Source organism: Paracoccus sp. Z118, from assembly GCF_019061185.1.
GTDB lineage: Bacteria > Pseudomonadota > Alphaproteobacteria > Rhodobacterales > Rhodobacteraceae > Paracoccus.
The window spans coordinates 227,818-250,097 of record NZ_JAHQZU010000004.1 but is presented as its reverse complement, the minus strand read 5'-3'; the positions used below and the strand labels follow the sequence as shown (position 1 = coordinate 250,097).

General features: G+C 67.6%; 21 protein-coding genes. 10 read left to right on the top strand and 11 right to left on the bottom strand.

Annotated features, from left to right (window positions below; all coding sequences use genetic code 11):
• Positions 1–118 precede the first annotated feature (118 nt).
• The 3 genes from KTN05_RS05230 to clpB form a co-directional block, all read right to left on the bottom strand.
• Positions 119–742, bottom strand: coding sequence for a sulfite oxidase heme-binding subunit YedZ (locus tag KTN05_RS05230; RefSeq protein ID WP_217328319.1), 624 nt, complete (start codon positions 740–742; stop codon positions 119–121).
• Positions 742–1,611 carry a protein-methionine-sulfoxide reductase catalytic subunit MsrP gene (msrP, locus tag KTN05_RS05225; RefSeq protein WP_217328318.1) on the bottom strand — a complete coding sequence of 290 codons (870 nt, stop codon included), beginning with the start codon at positions 1,609–1,611 and terminating at the stop codon, positions 742–744. The genes KTN05_RS05230 and msrP overlap by 1 nt, the downstream gene beginning before the upstream one ends.
• A gap of 100 nt (positions 1,612–1,711) precedes the next feature.
• A complete protein-coding gene (clpB, locus tag KTN05_RS05220; protein ID WP_217328317.1) occupies positions 1,712–4,339 on the bottom strand; it encodes an ATP-dependent chaperone ClpB in 2,628 nt (875 codons plus the stop codon).
• A 154-nt stretch (positions 4,340–4,493) separates the two neighbouring features.
• On the opposite strand from clpB, the gene pyrF reads away from it, so the two are divergent.
• Entirely contained in the window at positions 4,494–5,174 is a 681-nt protein-coding gene (pyrF, locus tag KTN05_RS05215) for an orotidine-5'-phosphate decarboxylase (RefSeq protein ID WP_217328316.1), read from the top strand.
• Between the two features lie 86 nt (positions 5,175–5,260).
• Here the strand turns inward: pyrF and KTN05_RS05210 are convergent, their stop codons facing one another.
• The gene (locus tag KTN05_RS05210) at positions 5,261–6,889 is read right to left on the bottom strand and encodes a PAS-domain containing protein (RefSeq protein ID WP_217328315.1); all 1,629 of its coding nucleotides are present in this window, start codon (positions 6,887–6,889) and stop codon (positions 5,261–5,263) included.
• Between the two features lie 69 nt (positions 6,890–6,958).
• On the bottom strand, positions 6,959–8,290 hold the full coding sequence (locus tag KTN05_RS05205; protein WP_217328314.1) for an ActS/PrrB/RegB family redox-sensitive histidine kinase: 1,332 nt from the start codon (positions 8,288–8,290) through the stop codon (positions 6,959–6,961).
• Positions 8,291–8,375: 85 nt separating this feature from the next.
• Here KTN05_RS05205 and KTN05_RS05200 point away from each other — a divergent pair, with 85 nt between their 5' ends.
• From KTN05_RS05200 to KTN05_RS05190, 3 genes are all read left to right on the top strand, one after another.
• Positions 8,376–9,005, top strand: coding sequence for an SCO family protein (locus KTN05_RS05200; protein ID WP_217328313.1), 630 nt, complete (start codon positions 8,376–8,378; stop codon positions 9,003–9,005).
• A gap of 81 nt (positions 9,006–9,086) precedes the next feature.
• A complete protein-coding gene (locus tag KTN05_RS05195) occupies positions 9,087–9,638 on the top strand; it encodes an ActR/PrrA/RegA family redox response regulator transcription factor (RefSeq protein WP_217328339.1) in 552 nt (183 codons plus the stop codon).
• Between the two features lie 70 nt (positions 9,639–9,708).
• Positions 9,709–10,026 (top strand): H-NS family nucleoid-associated regulatory protein, encoded by a 318-nt coding sequence (locus tag KTN05_RS05190; RefSeq protein ID WP_217328312.1) that lies wholly within the window; start codon positions 9,709–9,711, stop codon positions 10,024–10,026.
• Positions 10,027–10,065: 39 nt separating this feature from the next.
• Here the strand turns inward: KTN05_RS05190 and KTN05_RS05185 are convergent, their stop codons facing one another.
• The 3 genes from KTN05_RS05185 to KTN05_RS05175 all read right to left on the bottom strand — a co-directional run bounded on the left by KTN05_RS05185 (position 10,066) and on the right by KTN05_RS05175 (position 11,815).
• Entirely contained in the window at positions 10,066–10,671 is a 606-nt protein-coding gene (locus tag KTN05_RS05185; protein ID WP_217328311.1) for an HD family hydrolase, read from the bottom strand.
• A 21-nt stretch (positions 10,672–10,692) separates the two neighbouring features.
• A complete protein-coding gene (gene secB / locus KTN05_RS05180; RefSeq protein WP_217328310.1) occupies positions 10,693–11,220 on the bottom strand; it encodes a protein-export chaperone SecB in 528 nt (175 codons plus the stop codon).
• Between the two features lie 73 nt (positions 11,221–11,293).
• Entirely contained in the window at positions 11,294–11,815 is a 522-nt protein-coding gene (locus KTN05_RS05175; RefSeq protein ID WP_217328309.1) for an FxsA family protein, read from the bottom strand.
• A 137-nt stretch (positions 11,816–11,952) separates the two neighbouring features.
• Here KTN05_RS05175 and KTN05_RS05170 point away from each other — a divergent pair, with 137 nt between their 5' ends.
• The 5 genes from KTN05_RS05170 to pnp all read left to right on the top strand — a co-directional run bounded on the left by KTN05_RS05170 (position 11,953) and on the right by pnp (position 16,990).
• Positions 11,953–12,603: a Tim44/TimA family putative adaptor protein gene (locus tag KTN05_RS05170; protein WP_217328308.1), complete on the top strand. Its 651-nt coding sequence runs from the start codon at positions 11,953–11,955 to the stop codon at positions 12,601–12,603.
• A 1-nt stretch (position 12,604) separates the two neighbouring features.
• A complete protein-coding gene (locus KTN05_RS05165) occupies positions 12,605–13,207 on the top strand; it encodes a Smr/MutS family protein (protein WP_217328307.1) in 603 nt (200 codons plus the stop codon).
• A gap of 94 nt (positions 13,208–13,301) precedes the next feature.
• On the top strand, positions 13,302–14,207 hold the full coding sequence (locus tag KTN05_RS05160) for a calcium-binding protein (protein ID WP_254367994.1): 906 nt from the start codon (positions 13,302–13,304) through the stop codon (positions 14,205–14,207).
• Between the two features lie 133 nt (positions 14,208–14,340).
• The gene (rpsO, locus tag KTN05_RS05155) at positions 14,341–14,610 is read left to right on the top strand and encodes a 30S ribosomal protein S15 (RefSeq protein ID WP_217328305.1); all 270 of its coding nucleotides are present in this window, start codon (positions 14,341–14,343) and stop codon (positions 14,608–14,610) included.
• 232 nt (positions 14,611–14,842) lie between these two features.
• On the top strand, positions 14,843–16,990 hold the full coding sequence (pnp, locus tag KTN05_RS05150) for a polyribonucleotide nucleotidyltransferase (RefSeq protein ID WP_217328304.1): 2,148 nt from the start codon (positions 14,843–14,845) through the stop codon (positions 16,988–16,990).
• Positions 16,991–17,093: 103 nt separating this feature from the next.
• Here the strand turns inward: pnp and KTN05_RS05145 are convergent, their stop codons facing one another.
• A complete protein-coding gene (locus KTN05_RS05145; protein ID WP_217328303.1) occupies positions 17,094–18,110 on the bottom strand; it encodes a polysaccharide pyruvyl transferase family protein in 1,017 nt (338 codons plus the stop codon).
• 60 nt (positions 18,111–18,170) lie between these two features.
• A complete protein-coding gene (locus tag KTN05_RS05140) occupies positions 18,171–18,833 on the bottom strand; it encodes a peroxiredoxin (RefSeq protein WP_217328302.1) in 663 nt (220 codons plus the stop codon).
• 185 nt (positions 18,834–19,018) lie between these two features.
• On the opposite strand from KTN05_RS05140, the gene KTN05_RS05135 reads away from it, so the two are divergent.
• Complete coding sequence (locus KTN05_RS05135) at positions 19,019–20,473, top strand: aldehyde dehydrogenase family protein (RefSeq protein WP_217328338.1); 1,455 nt, start codon at positions 19,019–19,021, stop codon at positions 20,471–20,473.
• Between the two features lie 60 nt (positions 20,474–20,533).
• Here the strand turns inward: KTN05_RS05135 and KTN05_RS05130 are convergent, their stop codons facing one another.
• Positions 20,534–22,183: a long-chain fatty acid--CoA ligase gene (locus KTN05_RS05130; RefSeq protein ID WP_217328301.1), complete on the bottom strand. Its 1,650-nt coding sequence runs from the start codon at positions 22,181–22,183 to the stop codon at positions 20,534–20,536.
• Positions 22,184–22,280: the final 97 nt, after the last annotated feature.

Sequence of the window (22,280 nt, the reverse complement as noted above, 5' to 3'; positions counted from 1 at the left end):
CGGGTCCGCCAACCGGCTTCCCCGTCCCGTCTGGCGTCCCCGCCGTTCGGTGAAGCGGTATCTAGGGCCAGCGAACGGAGAGAGCAAGAAGAAAATTCAGAAAACTTTCACACGGCGTCTAACTCTCTCTCAACGCTCTGATTTTGCTTGCGAATTCGGTGGTCGTATCACGCACCACAGGCAGTCGGAGCGCGAGCAGCGCGAGAATCACCAGCCCCACCCCGATTCCCCAGGTGGGCCAGATCTTGTGCGAGAGCAGCCAGTGCAGCGCGGCCAAGGGTGCGGCGGCATAGACCAGCCTGTGCAGACGCCGCCACCGGACGGGCCCCAGCCGCCGCACGATTCGATTTGCCGAGGTTGCCGCCATCAGTGCGAGAATCGCGAAGGCCGCCATGCCCAGCGTCAGGTAGGGCCGCTTGGCGATGTCGCGCAGCAGCTGCTGCCACAACAGGCCCATGTCCAGCACCACCCAGGCCGTCACATGCAGCACCGCATAGCTGAACGCGATCAGCCCCACCGGGCGGCGAAAGCGCATCAGGTTCACGCGGAACAGCCGCAGTGCGGGGGTGAAACACAAACTGCCGATCAGGAAATACAGCGCCGTGCGGCCGAGCCGATGTTCGATGTCGCGAATCGGATCGACGCCGAGCTGCCCGGTCAGCAGATCCCAGACCAGCAGCGCCAGCGGTATCGCCCCCAGCAGCCACACTGCCCAGCGGGGCATCCGACGCAGGTGGTCCATCAATAGTCGCGCGCCAGGTCCATGCCGGCATACATCTGCGCGACCTGATCGCCGTAGCCGTTGAACATCAGCGTCTCCTGCCGCCCGGCCAGAAGGCCCGCGCCGATGCGCCGCTCGGTCGCCTGACTCCAGCGGGGGTGATCCACGTTCGGGTTCACGTTGGCGTAGAAGCCATATTCCGAAGGCTGCATCTGCTGCCACGTGCAGGCCGGCTGCGTGTCGGTCAGTGTGATCCTGACGATGCTCTTGATCGACTTGAACCCGTATTTCCACGGCACGACCAGCCGGATGGGTGCGCCGTTCTGGTTGGGCATCGGCTTGCCATAGAGCCCCGTCGCCAGAATCGTCAGCGGGTGCATCGCTTCGTCGAGCCGCAGCGCCTCGCGGTAGGGCCAGTCCATGACGCGGCGCCGCTGCGCCGGCATTTCCTCGGGGCGCAGCACGGTCTCGAACGCCACGAATTTCGCTGAGGGTTGAACGCCGACCCTATCCAGCACCGAAGCAAGCGGAATGCCCAGCCACGGGATCACCATGCTCCATGCCTCGACGCAGCGCAGGCGGTAGATTCGCTCCTCGACCGCGTTCTCGGGGGCGAGGTCGGCGACCGAGTAGTTGCCGGGCCGGTCCACCAGCCCGCCGATCTCCACCGCCCAAGGGTCGGTGGTCAGCTGGCCGGCATGTTCTGCCGGATCGGTCTTGCCGAAGCCGAATTCGTAGAAGTTGTTGTAGTTGGTGATCTCTTCGAAAGAGTTCAGCCGCTCCGTTGCCGCAAGTGCAGGCGCGGCGGCGGCGATTCCCATACCCGCAAGGAACGCGCGGCGGTTCAGGAACAGCGCCTCGGGCGTGACGTCGGACCATGTCAGTTTCATGGCGTCATCCTCTCCTTGCCGCATCCTAGCTCCAACCCTGCTCCGCAGGCATCACGAACGCGGCACGGCCCCCGACCCTTTCGGACCGGAGGCCGGTTCATCATTGCAGCGGCACGTCCGCCGGGCGCTCGCCCTTGCTGCCGAGCGCGCCCGAGCTGACACGGTTGCCGACGATCAGCCCTTCGGGACCGGCCGTCACCTTGACCGTCTGCCCATCCAGCACCTCGCCCGACAGCATCATCTCGGCCAGCGGGTTCTGCAGGCTGCGCTGGATCACCCGCTTGAGGGGACGCGCGCCGAACACCGGATCATAGCCTTCGTCGGCGAGCCATGTCCGAGCTGCATCGTCCAGATCCAGAGCGATCTTGCGATCGGCGAGTCGCCGCTCCAGGCCGCGAAGCTGGATCTTCACGATGTCGTCCATGTCGTCGCGGCTCAGCCGGTGGAAGATGATGATCTCGTCCAGCCGGTTCAGGAACTCGGGCCGGAAATGGGCCCGCACCGCGCCCATCACCTGCTCGCGCGCCTGCGTCGAATCGGCGCCTTCGGGAAGCTGGCTCAGCGCCTGCGCGCCGAGGTTCGAGGTCAGGATGATCAGCGTGTTCTTGAAGTCCACGCGGCGTCCCTGCCCGTCGGTCAGCTGGCCGTCGTCCAGAACCTGCAGCAGCACGTTGAAGACATCCGGGTGCGCCTTCTCGACCTCGTCGAACAGGATCACCTGATACGGCCTGCGCCGGACGGCTTCGGTCAGGACGCCGCCCTCGTCATAGCCGACATAGCCAGGCGGGGCGCCGATCAGGCGGCTGACCGAATGCTTCTCCATGAACTCGGACATGTCCACGCGCACCATCGCGTTGTCGTCGTCGAACATGTATTCGGCGATGGCCTTGGTCAGTTCGGTCTTGCCGACGCCGGTCGGGCCGAGGAACAGGAAGCTGCCCAGCGGACGGCGCGGGTCGTTCAGCCCGGCGCGGGCGCGGCGCACCGCGTTCGCCACGGCGGTCACGGCCTCGGACTGGCCGACGACACGGCGGCCAAGCTGCTCCTCCATCTTCAGCAGCTTGTCGCGCTCGCCCTCCAGCATCTTGCTGGTGGGGATGCCAGTCCAGCGCTCGACCACCTCGGCGATCTGCTCGGGGCGGACGGCTTCCTCGACCATGGGACCGTCTTCCTGTCCCTCGGTTTCGGCCAGTTGTCGCTCCAGCCCCGGAATGATGCCGTAGGACAACTCGCCGGCCTTGGCGAGATTGCCCTCGCGCTTGGCCTGCTCCAGTTCCGCGCGGGCGCGGTCCAGCTGCTCCTTGATGTGGCGCGAGCCTTCCAGCTTGTCGCGCTCGGCCTGCCAGCGGGCGGTCATCTCGGCGCTGCGGTCCTGCAGGTCGGCGAGATCACGCTCCAGCCGCTCCAGCCGGTCCTTGGAGGCAGCATCGTCCTCTTTCTTCAGCGCCTCGGCCTCGATCTGCATCTGCAGGATCTGGCGGTCGAGCGCGTCCAGTTCTTCCGGCTTCGAATCGACCTCCATCCGCAGGCGGGACGCGGCCTCGTCCATGAGGTCGATCGCCTTGTCGGGCAGGAAGCGGTCGGTGATGTAGCGGTGGCTCAGCGTCGCGGCGGCCACCAGCGCGGCGTCGCTGATGCGGACACCGTGGTGCAGCTCATATTTCTCCTTGATCCCGCGCAGGATCGAGATGGTGTCCTCGACCGTCGGCTCCTCGACCATCACCGGCTGGAAGCGCCGGGCGAGGGCCGCGTCCTTCTCAATATACTTGCGGTATTCGTCGAGCGTCGTCGCGCCGACGCAATGCAGCTCGCCCCGCGCGAGCGCGGGCTTGATGAGATTCGCCGCGTCCATCGCGCCTTCGGTCTTGCCGGCACCGACCAGCACGTGCAGCTCGTCGATGAACAGGATGATCTCGCCGGCGGCGGTCTCGATCTCCTTCAGGATGGCTTTCAGCCGCTCCTCGAACTCGCCGCGATACTTCGCACCCGCGACCAGCGCGCCCATGTCGAGCGCCATCAGCTTCTTGTTGCGAAGCGATTCCGGCACGTCGCCGTTGACGATGCGCAGCGCGAGGCCTTCGGCGATGGCGGTCTTGCCGACGCCGGGCTCACCGATCAGCACCGGGTTGTTCTTGGTGCGGCGGCTCAGCACCTGCATGGTGCGGCGGATTTCCTCGTCGCGGCCGATGATCGGGTCGATCTTGCCCTGTTCGGCGGCCTCGGTCAGGTCGCGCGCGTATTTCGACAGCGCCTCGAAGGTGTCCTCGGCGCTGGCCGAATCGGCGGTCCGGCCCTTGCGGATGTCGTTGATCGCGGCGTTCAGCGCCTGCGGCGTCACCCGACCGGCGTCCAGCGCGTCCTTGGCGCGGGTGTTCACCATCGCCAGCGCCATCAGCACCCGCTCGACCGGCACGAAGCTGTCGCCGGCCTTCTTGGCCAGCGTCTCGGCCTCGTCCAGCACCCGCACGAGGCTGGTATCGACGTAAACCTGCCCGTCGCCGCCGGAGACCTTCGGCAGCTTCTCGACCGCGGCATCGGCCGCCTGCGAAACGGCGCGGGCATCGCCCCCGGCCCGGCCGATCAGATTGGCGGCAAGCCCCTGATCGTCGTCCAGCAGTGCCTTGAGCAGATGCTCGGGCACGACCCGCTGGTGTCCTTCGCGGATGGCGATCGTCTGCGCCGCCTGGACGAAGCCGCGCGAGCGTTCCGTGAATTTCTGCATGTCCATGCAAGATTCTCCTTTGCAGCCCCCGCCTTGCGCCGCCCGTCATGGCACGGCGCGTTGCGGGTCCCTTTGAATGACACATGGGCAGGTCCGAACGGGGTTTCAAGCGCGCCGGTTCCCTGTCATAGAGCCGTCAAATCAGCAGGATGGGCATGACATGGACGACCGTCTGATCGTGGCGCTGGACGTGCCGAACGCGCTGGCCGGGCTGGAATTGGCGGGCACCTTGGGCGACGCGGTGTCGTTCTACAAGATCGGGCTGGGGATGCTGACCGGCGGCGGGCTGGCGCTGGCGAACGAGCTGAAGCAGGAGCATGGCAAGCGCATCTTCCTGGACATGAAGCTGTTCGACATCGGCGCCACGGTCGAGGCGGCGGTACGCGGCCTCGCGCAGTTCGAGATCGACTTCCTGACCGTCCACGGCGACCCGCATGTGGTGCGGGCCGCGAAACAGGGCGCGGCGAAGTCGGAGATGAAGATCCTCGCGGTGACGATCCTGACCTCGCTCGACCGCGCCGATCTGGATGCCGGGCTGATGCAGGCGGGCGATCTGCACGACCTGACGGTGGAGCGGGCGGCCCGCGCCTTCGCGGCAGGCGCCGATGGCGTCATCTGCTCGCCGCGCGAGGCGGCGGCGATCCGCGCCCTGCCGGACTCGCGCCTGATCGTGACGCCCGGCGTCCGCCCGGTTGGCGCCGACTCGGGCGACCAGAAGCGGATCGAAACGCCCGCCGCCGCCCTGAAGGCGGGCGCGGACCATATCGTCGTGGGCCGTCCGATCTGGCAGGCAGCAGACCCGCGCGCCGCTGCGGAGGCGATCCTGGCCGAGTTGCCCTGAGCCGCTGGACGCGCCTGGCAAGGAAGAAGCGGCAACCCTCGGGACATTGCCCAAGCCATCAGCAGCAAGCGGTGGCCGCCGCCGGCTCAGCCCGTTGCCGACGCAGCCTCCCGCTTCTGCCCGATCTCCGGCGTGATGGCTTCATCCGGGCGGCGGTAAGCCGCGGCGGCTCCAGCAGTTGAGTCCTGCCCGGAGTCACCCTGCCGCCCGGCGGTCTCGGGATGGAAGCTGACCAGCGTCCGCGCGCCCGACAGCGGCCGGACGGTCCAGGCCATCAGCCCGCCATTCGGCGCCAGCGTCGCGCCGCGGCGCAGCTCTCGGCCGCGCAGATCCGAAATTGCGTGCTGCAAGGCATCCTGCCCCTGCCCCGCCGGCGCGGCCGCGCGCCACGCCGCCATGTGATCGGCCAGTATCGGGCGCAGATCGGCGCCCCACTGGTCCGAATAACGCCGGTTCATCGTCACCAGTTTTCCGCTCGCGTCGAAGACGGCCAGCGCTTCGTCCACCGCGTCCAGCATTTCGCTGCCCAGCGACAGCTCGGCGCGGAAGCGGCGGGTCAGCGACATTTCCGAGGTGATGTCCTCGAACAGGAACGCGATCGCCCCGTCGGGATGCGGGCGGCCCGTCACCCGATAGGTCTGACCGCCCGGCAGGGTCCAGGTCTCGACATGGTGGCCGGAGGCTGCCGCCGCCTCCAGCGAGATGATCTTGTTGCGCCAGCTCGGGTAATCCTTCGGCTCGGGCATCATCCTCGCCTCGCGCAGCCGGTCGAGAAAGGCGTAGAGCGTCGGTCGCGCCGTCAGGAAGCCGGTGGCGACGCCGGTCAGGTCGATCAGCGCCGGGTTGAAAAGTTGCAGGTTCCGCTGCCGGTCGAAGATTGCCAGGCCCACGGGCAGGTCGGCGAAGGTCTTGGTCAGCGTCTGCACGAACTCGCGAAGGCTCCGCTCGGCCCGCACGGTGGAATCGGCGGTGACGGCAAAGACCATCCGCCCCTCTCCGTCCGGTCGCACATGACAGTCGAACCAGCGGACGGCGTCATCCGCTTCTTCCAGCTTCGCGCGGACCGGCGTGTCGGCATCCGTGGGCGTCGCCAGCTCGATCAGCCGCGGCATCGGCCACAGCGTATCGTCGGGGCTGCGGGCCTCGGCCTTGCGCAGATAGGCGGCGTTGGCCCAGGTGATCTGGCCGTCCGCCGCTTCGCGCCAGATCAGGACCGGCGCCTCGTCCACCGAGCGCCGGAGGATCGCCAGCTCTTCTTCCATATGGGCGAGCGACTGCGAATCGATCACCACACCCGCATTCTCCGCCGCGGGGTCCGCGATCGTCAGGCGCATCAGGCCCGCGCCCAGATCCTCGATCACCAGCCGCAGGCGTGCGGCACCGAGACCCTGCGCGCCCGTGACCTCGGCGCGCCCCTCATCGGCGGCGCGCGCCAGCGCCCCGTCCAGATCGGCGAACCGCATCGCCAGCCAGGCCGAAAGCCGCGGCCAGTCCCCTTCGCCATGCAGCTTGGACAGCAGCGTGCGGGCGGGCGGGGTCGCGTCCACAAGCCGGCGGTCGCGAAACAGCAGGACCATCGGCTGGACCGTCTGGTCCAGCAGGGCCGAGCGGATGGGGGCCGCCCGCTCAAGCCACCGCCACAGCGTCAGCGCCGCCAGCACTGACAATGTGCCGGCCCCGAAAGCGATGATGATGGTCAGGACGTCAGGTTGCATCGCTCATCCATCGGACATGATCGTGCAACCCTACCGAGCGCGTCCTTAAATAATGGTTAACACGCGGCCTCACGCCGAGATGGCCGGGTTGTGCTCCAGCGCCGCCCGGCCGTCCGCCGAGATCCGGTCGAGCGGCCAGACCACATCCGCGCGCGCGCCCCGGTCGTTCGAGAAGCTCACCGTTGCCCCCGAACGCTCCAGCAACGTGCGGGCGATGAAGAGGCCGAGTCCCATCCCCTCGTCCGGTCGGGCGGGGCGGTCCGGGATGCGGCGCCTGGTCAGGAAGGGATCGCCCAGCCGGGGCAGAAGCTGCGCCGGAAAGCCGGGGCCGTCGTCGCGGATCGTGACCACGACCGTCTCGCCCGGCTGCCGCGCGGCGGTGATCGTCACGGTCGAGCGGGCGAAGTCCACGCCGTTCTGGATCAGGTTGCGCAGCGCGTGGATGGTGCCGGGATCGCGCGTGACATCCAGCGCCGCCACGTCGCCGGCGTCGATCTCGATGCGGATGCCGCGTTCGCGATGCGGATCGGCAGCCTCGGACAGCAACTGCGCCAGCGGCGCCACGCGCAGATGCAGATCGTCCTTGCCGGCATTGCCCATGCTGCGCAGGATGTCGCGGCAACGGTCGGCCGAGCTGCGCAGCAGCGCGAGGTCATCGGCGAGGTCCGTCCGCTCGGGCAGGATGTCCTGCAACTCGTCCGCGAGTTCCGCGCCGACCAGCTTTATCGTCGCCAGCGGCGTTCCCATCTCATGCGCGGCGGCGGCGACGATGCCGCCCAGATGCTGCAACCGCTGTTCGCGCGACAGTGCGAGCTGCGTCGCGGACAGCGCCTTCGAGGTCGCCGCCAGATCGGTCGAGACCCGCCCGACATAGGCTACCAGGAACCCGCCGCTGATGAGCAGCGCCAGCCAGTCGCCCAGTTGCAGGGCAAACCGCGGCGTGATCGGCGGGTCGGGCACGAACGCCAGCGGGATGCCCGCCAGCGCCATCAGCGTGATCAGCGCGACAGTCAGCACCGCGAGCGCCGCCGTGTCGGCCAGCCGCAGGGCCGCCGCCCCGATCACCACCGGCACCAGTATCAGCGCCGCGAAGGGGTTGGTGGTGCCGCCGGTCAGCGTCAGCAGCAGCCCCAGCTGCAGCGCGTCGATGCCGAGTTGCAGCAGCGCCCGCCGCCCCGTCACCGGCCTGCGCTGCCACGAGAGCAGCAGGTTCAGCGCCGCGCCGGTCGCGATCAGCGCCAGCACCGGCAGCAGCGGGAAACGCGCGCCGATGATCCACGCCGCGGCGACCGCCGCCGATTGACCCGACACCGCGACCCAGCGCAGGGTTATCAGGGTGCGCAGGCGGATCGGCTCGGCGCCGTGCGGCTCGGGCGGTTTCGAGGAGGTCGTGAGGGGCATTCGGCGGACTCGTCGTCCTTGCACGGGTTGATCGTCGCGGCAGGATGGGAGAAGGCAGGGGCGGGTTACAAGAAGGAATCCCGTCATGGCTGATCGCAGACTGATTCTGGGCGGTGTGCTCGCCACCGCGCTCGTTCTGGTTGGCGGCGCTTTCGTGATGCAGCGCAGCGCCCAGGCCGATGTATTCGCGGGTTGCCGCCAGGGCGTCGTGGCTGGGGGGACAGGCGCGCTCGGCACCAGTTTCACGCTGACCGATGAGAATGACCAGCGTGTGACCGATGCTGAGGTATTCGCCAAACCCTCGCTGCTTTACGCGGGCTATACCTATTGCCCCGATGTCTGCCCGCTGGACGGTGCCCGCAATGCGGAAGCCGTGACCCAGTTGGAAGAACGTGGAATCGACGTGACGCCGGTATTCCTTTCGGTCGATCCGCGCCGCGACACGCCCGAACAGCTGCGCGACTGGACCGACGGGCTGCACCCGCGGATGCTGGGCCTGACCGGCTCGCCCGAGGAGATCGCCGAAGTCGCGAAAGGCTGGCGCTTCTATTACAAGCTGAATGACGCGGAAGATCAGCAGGATTACCTCGTCGATCACATGACCACCACCTATCTGGTGCTGCCCGAGCACGGCACGGTCGATTTCTTCGGGCGCGAGGTGACGCCGGAACAGATGGCCGATACCGTCGCTTGCTATGTGGACGCAGCGAACTGACGGATTTGAATACGTCATTTCTGCACCCCATGTTGCGGCAATGACGTAAGAGAGTTCAACGGAAGGTCTGAAAGCGTGACAATGACGGACGAGGATGCCCTGGGGATCGGCCCCGATCCCAGCCTTCTGCTGGTGGACGATGACGCGATCTTCGTGAACCGCCTCGCCCGCGCGATGGAGCGGCGCGGCTTTCGCCCCGTAGTGGCCGAAAGCGTGCAGGCGGCGCGGGAACTCGTTCAAAAGGAGCCGGCGGCCTATGCCGTGGTCGATCTGCGGCTGGAGGATGGCAGCGGGCTGGACGTGGTGGACGCGCTGCGCGCCGCCCGGCCCGATGCCCGTATCGTGGTGCTGACGGGCTATGGCGCGATCGCGACCGCCGTTGCGGCGGTGAAGATGGGCGCCACCGATTATCTGGCAAAGCCCGCCGATGCGGATGAGGTCACCAATGCGCTGCTGAGCAGCGAAGGCACGCTGCCCCCGCCCGGCAATCCGATGTCCGCCGATCGTGTCCGCTGGGAACATATCCAGCGCGTGTTCGAACAATGCGACCGGAATGTCAGCGAAACGGCCCGGCGGCTGCACATGCACCGGCGCACACTCCAGCGAATTCTCGCGAAACGCAGTCCGCGTTAAAATTATATACTTGCCATTCGATCTGTGCTTTGATTTGTGCGTCGGCATCGCTTGACGCAGGAGTAATGTCATGGATCTCGAACAAATGGACCTGAAGCAGCTTCGGGACTTGCGGGGTCAGGTCGATCGCGCAATCGCCAATTACGAGGACCGCCGCAAACGCGAAGCTCGGGCGGCTGCCGAAGACGCCGCCCGCCAGCATGGCTTCAGCCTGTCCGATCTGACCGGCGACAAGCCCGCGCGCGGCCAGCGCAAGGGCAGCGCCGCGGAAGTCAAATACGCCAACCCGGACGATGCCTCGCAGACCTGGTCTGGCCGTGGTCGCCGTCCCCGCTGGGTGCTGGACATGCTGGAAGGCGGGAAATCGCTGGAAGATCTGGCGGTCTGACGATGAATGGCGCGAACCGGGCCGCCGGTTCGCGCCAGATCACGCGGCGCGGTCGATCAGTTCCATCAGCGCCGCAAAACGGGAAAGATATGCGCTGCGCGTTTCGGCGGGCGGGCGCAGGGTGATCCTCAACCCGTCCAGCATCGAAACATCCGGCAGCGGAAACAGCCGCGCCGCCTCGGACAGGGCAAAGCCGGCGATCTGCACCGCTTCCAGCCGCGCGGAAACGCGGTCGGCGAGCTTGATCCGCGACTTGATCGGCGCGGGCAGCGCGGCGGGCAGTCCGAAGCGGCGGTGAATGGCGGTCGTCAGCCGCGCATCCATTTCGCCGTATTCCATCCCCAGCGCCGATTTCACCGGCGAGATCATGTCGCCGATCACATATTCCGGCGCATCATGCAGCAGCGCGGCCAGATGCCAGCGCGGATCGCAGCCGGGCGCGACCTGTCCGAAGATCCGCTCCACCAGCAGCGAATGTTCGGCCACCGAAAAGGCGAAATCGCCGCGCGTCTGGCCGTTCCAGCGGGCCACGAAGGCGAGGCCGTGGGCGATGTCCTCGATCTCGATATCGACGGGCGTCGGGTCCAGCAGGTCCAGCCTGCGCCCCGACAGCATCCGCTGCCACGCCCGCCTCTGCCGTGCCATCGTCCCGCCTGCCGCCTTGGATCAGGAGAGCGGCTGGTCCTGCGGCCGCTCGGCCTGGGCGCGGCGGGCGATTTCCTGGCGATACAGCGCGACGAAATCCACCGGGTCCATGTTGAAGGCCGGGAAGCCGCCATCGCGGGTCACGTCCGACATGATCCGGCGGACATAGGGGAACAGCATCCGCGGGCACTCGATCATCAGGAACGGGTGCAGCTGCTCCTGCGGCACGCCCTCGATCTGGAAAACGCCGGCGTAATCCAGCTCGCACAGGAACAGCGTCGTCTTGGTCGCGGTGTTGGTGGAGGTCACCTTGAACTTGGTGATGACCTCATACTGGTTTTCGGTGCTGCGCTTGCGCGCGTCGAGACCGACCTGCACGGCGATCTCGGGCTGGACCTCGCCACCGGCGACGCCCTTCTGGGCGACCGCATTCTCGAACGACAGGTCGCGGATATATTGCGCGAGGATGTTCAGGCGGACCTGCGGGGCCTGCGTCGGCTGCGGCGGGGTGGTGGCGGCGTTGCCGCCGTTCGCGTTTTCGTCAGTCATCTGCAATGCTCCGGAACTGGTTCGCACGCGGTTCTAGCAGCGCCCGCGCCCTGCCTCAATGACGCGCGCGCCCTCAGGGCTGCGTCCAGCCCGAGGGGCGGCCACGCGGCGGGCGCGATTCGCCCGCGTCGATCTCGATGAATTCGGCGTCGATCACCGGGTGGCCGTCGGCGCCGCGGCGCGGGGGCTCGTCCCAAGCGGGCGCGGCGTCGGGCTGCGGAAAGCCGAAGCCGCTGCGGGTAACCCGCACATGCGAGCGGACCGACCGCATGATGAGCCGGCGCACCGCCGGGATCAGCAGCGCGATGCCGAAAACATCCGTCAGGAATCCCGGCGCGATCATCAGCGCCCCGGCCAGCAGGATCAGCGCCCCGTGCGCGATCGGCTCGGTCGGGTCGCGCAGGTCGCGGAAGGACCGTTGCAGGTCGGTCAGCGCCGCCGCCCCCTGCCGGCGCATCAGCCACGAGCCGACGAATGCCGCCAGAAGCAGCAGCGAGATCGTGGGCCAGACGCCGATCACGCCGCCGACCTTGATGATGACGGCCAGCTCGACGATCGGCAGGACGACGAACAGGCCGAACAGCCAGAATTGCATGCACATTCCCCATAATTCCGTGCCGGCGCGATGTTGCGGCGCGGATGCAGGGCAGGTCAACTGGACTCGATCCTGCCCGCTCCCTACATAGGTCGGGTGATGCCAGACACCAACAGCCCAACCGAAGGCCCGAGCATATGTCCAACCCGATGCTGCAGCTGATCGTTCTTGCCGCAATCGCGGTGTTCCTGATCCTGCGACTTCGCAACGTGCTGGGCACCCGCGACGGGTTCGAGCCGCCGCGCATTCCCGACGCGCCGGCCGCGCGGCAGATGCCGGCCGATCTGGCGGCACCCGTGGACGAGGAGGACATCACCGACCATGTCGAGGCCTCCAGCCCCGCGGCTCATGCGCTGGAGCAGATGAAGTTCGCCGAGCCGTCCTTCACCGTCGGCCCCTTCCTGCTGGGCGCGCGCCAGGCCTACGAGATGATCCTGACCGCCTTCGAGCGTGGCGATCTGTCCGAAGTCCGCCCCTTCCTGGCCCCGGCCGTGGCCGAGGCGTTCGACCAGGCCATCGCGGCCCGCGCCGAGCGCGGCATCACGACCGAGGTGCAGTATCTCGGCACGCGCGAGACCACGCTGGCCGAGGCGAACTACAACGCCGAGACGCAGGAGGGCGATATTTCGGTCCGCTTCGTGGGCGAGCTGATCGTGGCCCACCGCGACGCCAGCGGTGCGGTGATCGAGGGCGACCCCCGCGCGGCCCGCAAGCAGCGCGACGTGTGGACCTTTGCCCGTCGGATGGGCGATCCCGATCCCAACTGGCGCCTCGTCGCCACGGCGTGACATGGCCCGCCGGAGGCGACGCGGCCTTGACGGCGACGACCTAGCGCTCTGGACCCAGGTGGCGCGCTCGGCCCGGCCGATGCGTCCTGCCGGCCACGAACCGGTGATGCCGCCCGATCCGGCGCCCGTTCCCGAACCGTCCCGCCCGTCCGTATCCGCGCCGCAGGTGCCGCGCGATTTCCGCATCGGCAAGGCGGCCGCCACGGCGCGCCCGGCAACCGCGGGCTTCCTGTCTCAGGCCGAGCGGCTGCACGCCCAGCCGGTGCGGATGGACCACAAGACCCACCGCAAGCTCTCGCGCGGGAAGCTGGCGCCCGAGACGCGGATCGACCTGCACGGCATGACGCTGGCCGTGGCCAAGACGGCGCTCACGGGTTTTATCCTGAGGGCCAGCGCCTCCGGGCAGCGGCTGGTCCTTGTGATCACGGGTAAGGGCAAGGGCGACCACGGCCCCCTGCCCACCCGCTCCGGCGCGCTGCGGCACGAGGTGCCGCACTGGCTCGACATGCCGCCGCTCGCCGGGCTGGTGTTGCAGGTCGTGCCCGCCCATATCCGCCACGGCGGCGGCGGGGCCTATTACGTCTATCTGCGCCGCGCGGGTTAACCCTTCGTAAAGCTTTCGTTTCGCGGCGTGGCGATTCGCTGCTATGGCGGGAGCGTTGCTGAACGGGGCGGTCACGATGTTGTTGATCAGTGGAATGATGGGGCTGCTGCTGGCGGGCCTCGCGCTTGACCCGACCGGCCTTTCCGCGTCCACCACCGAGGAGGAGGAGGACGAAGCCCTCCGCCCCGGCGAGGGTCCCGACACGAACGGCCCGCCCGAGCCCCCGCCCGACCCGGAGCCGTTGCCCGAACCCGCCCGGCAGGACGGCACCGAAGATGCCGACTGGATCTATGGCACCCTCGGCGATGACATCCTCGCAGGTCACGGCGGCGACGACGACATCCGCGGGGCGCAGGGCGACGACCTGATCCTCGGCGGCGCGGGCAGCGATACGCTGATGGGCGATGACGATTACGGCCCCGGCGGGCGCGACACCATCCTGGGCGGCGACGGCGGCGACTACATCGCCGGCCAGAACAACGACGACAGCCTGCTGGGCGGCGCGGGCGACGACACCATGTTCGGCGGCGACGGCGACGACTGGCTGGAGGGCGGCGAAGGGGATGACTGGCTCGGCGGCAACGCGGGCGACGACACGCTCAGCGGCGGCGCGGGCTCCGACGATCTGGACGGCGGACTCGGCAACGACCTGCTGCTTGGGGCCGACGATGACGACCCCGACTGGCTGCATGGCGGCGAGGGCGACGACACGCTCGCCCCCGGCAGCGGCGACTTCGCCGAGGGCGGCACGGGCAGCGACCTGTTCCGCCTGACGCTGGAAGCCGGGAACGTGCCGATCCTCGGCGACTTCGACGCCGACGACGATCGGATCGAGGTCACGCTGCCCGCCGGCTACCCGCAAGGCGCCGAGTTGACGATGGAGCGCGACGGCGACGGCTCGGCCCTGCTGCGGCTCGACGGCGTCGCCATCGCCCGCGTGCTGAACGCCGAGGGCATCGACCCGCGGGACGTCATCCTGACCGCCCTGCGCGCCGCCTGAGGGCTTTTCATCTCCCCCGACTTGCTCTATGTCCCGCCGATCCTTCGGAGCGATTCCGGCGGACACCCCTCCACGGGCCAGTGCTGGACGACATCCCGGCCTGCGCCATCACCCCTTTGCACAGGAGACCCCGATGTCGATCACCGTCGAAGAAAAAGCCCGCGTCATGGGCGAATACGCCACGAAGCCCGGCGACACCGGCTCGCCCGAGGTTCAGGTGGCGGTCCTCAGCTCGCGCATCGCGACGCTGACCGAGCATTTCAAGACCCACAAGAAGGACAACCACTCGCGCCGTGGCCTTCTGATGATGGTCGCGCAGCGCCGCAAGCTGCTGGACTACCTGAAGGCCAAGGACGAGGCGCGCTACACCAGCCTGATCGGGCGTCTGGGCCTGCGCCGCTGAACCCCGCGAGATGACGAACCTGAATGCCCGCTGCGAAAGCTGCGGGCATTTTTCGTTATTCGGCCAGCCGGCCAATGAGATACTTTCCACGATCCCGCTTTTCGTGTAAGGGCGCACAATCTGCGACGTGAGGCCAGCCCCCGGCCGCATGCAAAGGATAGGGGGCGGCGGCAATGGGGCCGCCATATGAACGGGCGCGACCAGAGGGCTGGCGCCGCCCAGAGGAAACCAGATGTTCGATGAAGTGAAAAAATCCATCCAGTGGGGGCAGGAAACGCTCACGCTGGAAACGGGCAAGGTTGCCCGTCAGGCTGACGGATCGGTGATCGCCACGCTGGGCGAAACCTCGGTGATGGCCAACGTGACCTTCGCCAAGGAACCCAAGCCCGGCCAGGACTTCTTCCCCCTGACCGTCCACTACCAGGAAAAATTCTACGCCGCCGGCAAGATCCCCGGCGGTTTCTTCAAGCGCGAAGGCCGTCCGACCGAGAAAGAGACGCTGACCTCGCGCCTGATCGACCGCCCCGTGCGGCCGCTGTTCGCGCCCGGCTTCAAGCACGAAGTTCTGGTCATGTGCACGGTGCTGAGCCATGACCTCGTCAACGATCCCGACATCGTGGCGATGATCGCCGCCTCGGCCGCGCTGACCATTTCGGGCGTGCCCTTCATGGGTCCGATCGGCGCCGCGCGCGTCGGCTTCGTCGATGGCGAATACGTGCTGAACCCCGAAGTTCAGGACATGGACAACCTGCGCGCCAACCCCGAGCAGCGGCTCGATCTGGTCGTCGCCGGCACCCGCGACGCGGTGATGATGGTCGAATCGGAAGCCTATGAGCTGTCCGAGGAAGAGATGCTCGGCGCCGTCAAGTTCGGCCACGAACAGATGCAGCCGGTCATCGACCTGATCGTCGAACTGGCCGAGGAAGCCGCCAACGAGCCCTTCGAGTTCCGCTCGCCCGACTATTCCGAGCTTTATGCCCGCGTGAAATCGCTGGGCGAGGAGGGAATGCGGGCGGCTTACGCGATCATCGACAAGTCCGATCGCCGCGACGCGATCCAGGCCGTCCGCGAATCGGTCGTGGCGGCTCTGTCCGAAGAAGAGCTGGCCGACCCGAATCTCGGCTCGGCGCTGAAGAAGCTGGAATCCGGCATTCTGCGCGGCGACATCATCAAGGGCGGCGCCCGGATCGACGGCCGCGACACCCGCACCATCCGCGCCATCGACTCCGAAGTGGGCTTCCTGCCGCGCACCCACGGCTCGGCGCTGTTCACCCGCGGTGAGACGCAGGCGCTGGCGGTCGTGACGCTGGGCACCGGCGATGACGAGCAGTTCATCGACGCGCTGCACGGCAACTTCCGGTCGAACTTCATGCTGCATTACAACTTCCCGCCCTATTCGGTCGGCGAAGTGGGCCGCGTGGGCTCGCCCGGCCGTCGCGAGATCGGCCACGGCAAGCTGGCATGGCGCGCGCTTCAGGCGGTTCTGCCCAGCCCGACCGACTTCCCCTACACCATCCGCGTCGTGTCCGAGATCACCGAATCGAACGGCTCGTCCTCGATGGCGTCGGTCTGCGGCGGTTCGCTGTCGATGATGGATGCGGGCGTTCCGCTGAAGGCCCCGGTCGCGGGCGTGGCCATGGGCCTGATCCTGGAAGACGCCGACAACTGGGCCGTGCTGACCGACATCCTCGGCGACGAGGATCACCTCGGCGACATGGACTTCAAGGTCGCCGGGACGGAAAACGGCATCACCTCGCTGCAGATGGACATCAAGGTCCAGGGGATCACCCCCGCGATCATGGAGCAGGCCCTGGCGCAGGCCAAGGACGGCCGGATGCACATCCTGAGCGAGATGGCGAAGGCCCTGAAGGAAGGCCGCCGCGAATTCTCGGCCCACGCCCCGCGCATCGAGACGATGACCATCCCGACCGACAAGATCCGCGAAGTGATCGGCTCGGGCGGCAAGGTCATCCGCGAGATCGTGGAAACCTCGGGCGCCAAGGTCGACATCAACGACGACGGCACCATCAAGATCGCCTCGGCCAACGCCGATTCCATCAAGAAGGCGCATGACATGATCTATTCGATCGTGGCCGAGCCGGAAGAGGGCAAGATCTACACCGGCAAGGTCGTCAAGCTGGTCGATTTCGGCGCTTTCGTGAACTTCTTCGGCAAGCGCGACGGGCTGGTCCATGTCAGCCAGATCTCGGGCAAGCGCCTTCAGCATCCGAACGAGATCCTGAAGGAGGGCCAGGAAGTGAAGGTCAAGCTGCTCGGCTTTGACGATCGCGGCAAGGTCCGCCTCGGCATGAAGATGGTCGATCAGGAGACCGGCGAGGAAATCGCCCCCGAGAAGAAGGACGAAGCGCAGGCCGAGTGATCGGCCCTGCCCGACGAACGCGAACCCCGGTCCAAGTGGCCGGGGTTTGATTTTGCATTCGCGGCTCCGCAGGCCACGCGGGGTGTCGGAGTGGTGCGAGCAGCTATCGCCGCGGAAACCGCTGCCGTTTCCAGTGTCTGTAGCGCGCGGCAATCTGGCTGAGCCGGCCCTTGCCGGATGCGACCGGCGGTCGCCTTTCCGGCCGCGCCTCGGCATCGAGAGCCGCAGCGAAAGCCTCGTCGTGACCGGCCAGCAACTCGCGCGCAAACGCGGCGCAGGCTGAGGCGCGTCCGGTGGCCGATGGGTCCATGCACCGGGCCAAGGCCAGATCGAGGTCGGCATCGGAGATGCTGTCCAGCGCATGGATTTCGGGCCAGCCCAGCAACTCGGCCTGCCTCGTCACCTTGTCGCGCCCTGCGATCGCATCGACGGCCAGAACCGGCACACCATTCTTCAGCGCCAGCACGGTGCCATGCAGGCGCGTCGTCACCAGCGCGTCCAGCCGCGCGCAGACGGACTCGAATTCCGCGGGCGTTCCGATACCCGTCCGGTTCGCGGATCGCGGCACGGTGGTGTCCAGTTCGACGACCGCCGCACCGGCCCGGCGCAGCAGCGCACGCAGACGAGACTCTGCCTGGTCATGCAGCTGGCGCGCCCCATATTCCCGCTGCGAGCGGGCCAGACACAGGCCCACAACTGGCACCTTCGGCACGTCCAGCAGGAAGCTCAGGTCGGGGCGCACCGTCCGATCGCTGTCGCGCTCCAGCAGCGCGTCGAACGGGTTGCAGTCGGCCAGCGGGGCCACCATCGTCAGATTGATCCCGACATGCGTGCAGTGGCGGAACCGGTCAAAGATATGCGGGTATTTCACCGGATAGTCGGGACCATAGGGGCCGCAGACGACGATCAGATGCGTGAAGGCAGCCGGGTCGAGAGTGCTCGCCTCGACCCAGGACGGATCGAATCCCAGCAGATCCAGCGTATATGGCGCCACATCGAACGGCACTTCCAGCCTGTGCAGCCGACTCTCCACGTGGCGCAGCACTTCAATGTCGCCAACGGTCGAGAAATGCCCCGCGACGAGGGCACGGGCGCCGGTTTCCGGCAAGGCGAGGGGCATCGGCCGAGTTTCTCCTGAATAGCTGGCTGGTGCCGGGGCGGCCAGGCCGCCCCCGGCTTGTCAGACCGTCTCGGGCGCTTTCACGTAGCGCAGATACGGCAGCTTCTTTTCCATCTTCCCGAACTTCGCCTCGGCCTGTTCGTCGTTCAGGGAGGTGGCGACGATCACGTCTTCGCCCTGTCGCCAGTCGGCGGGGGTGGAGATCGGGGCACCGTCGGTCGCCTGAATGGCGTCGAGCGCGCGGATGATCTCGGCGAAGTTGCGGCCCACCGACATCGGATAGGCCATCGTCAGCCGCACCTTCTTGTCCGGCGCGATGATGAACACCGTCCGCACCGTCGCGGAATGCTGCGGCGTGCGGCCCTCGCTCGGCAGGTAATGCTCGGCGGGCAGCATGTCGTACAGCTTCGAGACCTTCAGCGAGGTGTCGTCCACGATCGCGAAGTCGGCGGGAACGCCCGCAACCTCGGCGATGTCGCGTTTCCATTTCAGGTGGTCGTCGTTGCTGTCCACCGAAACGCCGAGCACCTTGGCGTTCCGCTTCTCGAACTCGGGCACCAGCCGGGCGACGGTGCCAAGCTCGGTCGTGCAGACGGGCGTGAAGGCGCGGGGATGGCTGAACAGGACGGCGTAGCCGTCGCCGATCCATTCATGGAAGCTGATCGGGCCTTCGGTCGTCTCGGCCGTGAAATCCGGCGCCGTGTCGTTGATCCGCACGCTCATCTGAAGCTCCTGTTGCTCGGGCGCGGGAAGGATACTCTCGCGCCGTCCTTTTGGAACCCCCGGCTGCGTCATGTTTCTGCCGGTTCCGCACGCCAGATCGCCGACGCGCCCGCCCTTGCGCCCACGCCACCGCAGTGACAGGCTCCGGCAAACCCGCAAGTGAGGAGCGTTGCGACATGCCTGAACTGGCCGATTACCGCAAATTCTACATTGACGGCGCCTGGGTCGAGCCGGCGAAGGCGAACGATCTGGACGTGATCGACCCCTCGACCGAAGAGCCCTTCGCCGTCATCTCGCTGGGCGCGCAGGCCGACACCGACCGGGCCGTCGCGGCCGCCAAGGCCGCTTTCCCGTCCTGGTCCGCCACCCCTCCGGCCGAACGGCTGGCCCATGTCGAGAAGATCCTCGAGATCTACAAGAAGCGCAGCAACGACATCGGCGACGCCATGACCTCCGAGATGGGCGCGCCGACCGCCATGGCGCGGACCGATCAGGCGGGTGCCGGCTCGTATCACATCGAGACGTTCATCACCGCCTTCCGCGATTTCGAGTTCATGCGCCCGCTGGGCGATCACGCCCCCGGCAGCATGGTCGCGTGGGAGCCGATCGGCGTCGTCGGCCTCATCACGCCGTGGAACTGGCCGATGAATCAGGTCACGCTGAAGGTGATCCCCGCAATCCTCGCCGGCAACACGGTCGTGCTGAAGCCGTCCGAGATCGCGCCGATCTCCTCGATGGTCTTCGCCGAGGTGTTGGACGAGGCCGGGCTGCCGAAGGGCGTCTTCAACCTCGTGAACGGCGACGGCACCGGGGTCGGCACGCAGCTTTCGACGCACCCGGACGTGGACATGATCTCGTTCACCGGCTCGACCCGCGCCGGAATCGCCATCACCAAGGCCGCCGCCGACACCGTGAAGAAGGTCGCGCTGGAGCTGGGCGGCAAGGGCGCGAACATCGTCTTCGCCGATGCCGACGAAAAGGCGGTGACGCGCGGGACGCGGCACGTGTTCCACAACTCCGGCCAGTCCTGCAACGCGCCGACCCGGATGCTGGTCGAACGCCCGTTCTACGAACAGGCGATCGAGACCGCGAAGAAGGTCGCCGAACAGACGAAGGTCGGCAGCGCCCATGACGAAGGCCCCCATATCGGCCCGGTCGTCAGCAAGCAGCAGTGGGAGAAGATCCAGGACCTGATCCAGAAGGGCATCGACGAGGGCGCCCGTCTGGTCGCCGGCGGCCCCGGCCTGCCCGAAGGCGTGAATCGCGGCTATTTCGTGCGCCCGACGGTGTTCGCAGACGTCACCAACGACATGACCATCGCCCGGCAGGAGATCTTCGGCCCGGTGCTGTCGATCATGCCCTTTGACAGCGAGGAAGAGGCCGTGGAGATCGCCAACGACACGATCTACGGCCTGACCAACTACGTCCAGACGCAGGACGGCGCCCGCCGCAACCGGCTTGCCCGGCAGCTGCGGGCGGGGATGGTCGAAACCAACGGCATGGGCCGCGGCCGCGGCTCGGCCTTCGGCGGCGTCAAGGCGTCCGGCCGCGCCCGCGAGGGCGGAGTCTGGGGGCTGGAGGAGTTCATGGACTCCAAGCAGATCTCGGGCTGGGACACGGAGGTCGAGCAGGACGCCTGATTCTGCCGCATCGAACCTCAAAGGGGCGCCGCGCGGCGCCCCTTTTTCATTGCGGGACGCTCAACCCCGACCCTGCGTCATCTCGGCGTCGAGTTCCTTCATCGCATCGTCCCATAACACGTCGCCATAGTCCTCGCGCAGGCTCGCCTTGACGACCTTGCCGGTCGCGCCGATGGGCAGGCTGTCCACGAAGATCACCCGGTCGGGCCGCTGCCAGCGCGGCACCTTGCCGTCGTAATGGGCCAGCAACTCTTCCTCGGTCAGCTCCACGCTGGGGCGGCGTATGGCGCAGATCACCGGGCGCTCGTCCCATTTGGGATGCCGCGCGGCGATGGCCGCCGCGTTCGCGACCTTGGGGTGCGAGACGGCGATGTTTTCCAGATCGACGGTGGAGATCCACTCGCCGCCCGACTTGATGATGTCCTTGGCCCGGTCGCGGATGACCATGTAGCCGTCGGCGTCGATGGTGGCGACGTCGCCCGTGTCGAACCAGCCATCGACGGTCAGGGCGGACCCGTCCTGGCCGTAATATTGACTGACGATCCAGTGGCCTCGGATCTGCAACTGCCCCTCGGTCTCGCCGTCATTTGGCAGAATGCGGCCCTGCGCATCGACTACCCGCAGCTCGATCCCGAACAGCGGCCGCCCCTGCCCGTTGCCGGTCCGGTCCTGTTCCTCGAACGGCAGGTCCAGATGCTTGGCGAGCGGCGCGTTCATCGTGCCGAGCGGGCTGGTCTCGGTCATGCCCCATGCGTGGACGAGCTGCACCCCGTGGCGGTCGCGGAAGGCCGCGCGCATCGACGGCGGCAGGGCCGAGCCGCCCACGACCGTCCGGCGCAGGCTGGTCTTTTCCATGCCGTTCGCCTCCATCGCGTTCAGCAGGCCCAGCCAGATCGTCGGCACTCCGGCGGCCATCGTGACCCTCTCATCCTCGATCAGCCGGGCGAGGCTTTCACCGTCGAGCCGTGGTCCGGGCATCACCAACCGCGCCCCGGCAAGTGCGGCCATGTAGGGCACCCCCCAGGCGTTGACGTGGAACATCGGCACGACCGGCATCACGCTGTCGGCGGCGCCGATCCCCATCCCGTCCGGCTGGTTCGCGCCCAAGGCGTGCAGCAGGGTCGAACGGTGGGTATAGAGCACCCCCTTGGGATTGCCGGTGGTGCCGGAGGTATAGCAGAGCGAGGAGGGATCGTTCTCGTCCACCCCGGCCCAGGCGAAGCCCGGATCGCCCTCGGCCAACAGCTCGTCGTGGAACAGCACGCCCGGAAGCTGCGCGGCGCTTTCGGGGTCGCGCGGCCCCATGACCACGACGCCGCGCAGCTTTGTCAGCTTCTCGCGCATCGGCGCGATCAGCGGCACGAAGGTCCGCTCGATGAACAGCATCCGGTCGCCCGCGTGATCGATGATATAGGCCATCTGCTCCGGCGAGAGGCGCGGGTTGATCGTGTGGCAGACCATCCCGCCGCCGGGAACGCCGAAGTAAAGCTCCAGATGGCGGCGGTTGTTCCAGGCGAGCGTGCCGATGCGGTCGCCGCGCTGCATCCCCCGGTGGGTCAGCGCCGAGGCGAGCCGCCGGGCGTTTTCGGCCACCTGCGCCCAGCTCGTCCGCTCGAACCCGCCTTCGGTCAGGGCCGAGACGATCTCGGTGCCGCCGTGATAGCGGGCGGCGTGGTCGATCAGGGACGCGATCGATAGCGGTTGATACATCATCTGCCCGGCGAGCATGGCATGCCTCCTGTTTATCGCGGCATCTTCGCGCCTGCCCGGCCGGGCCGCAATATCCCCGCCTGCCGCGCACGGGCGG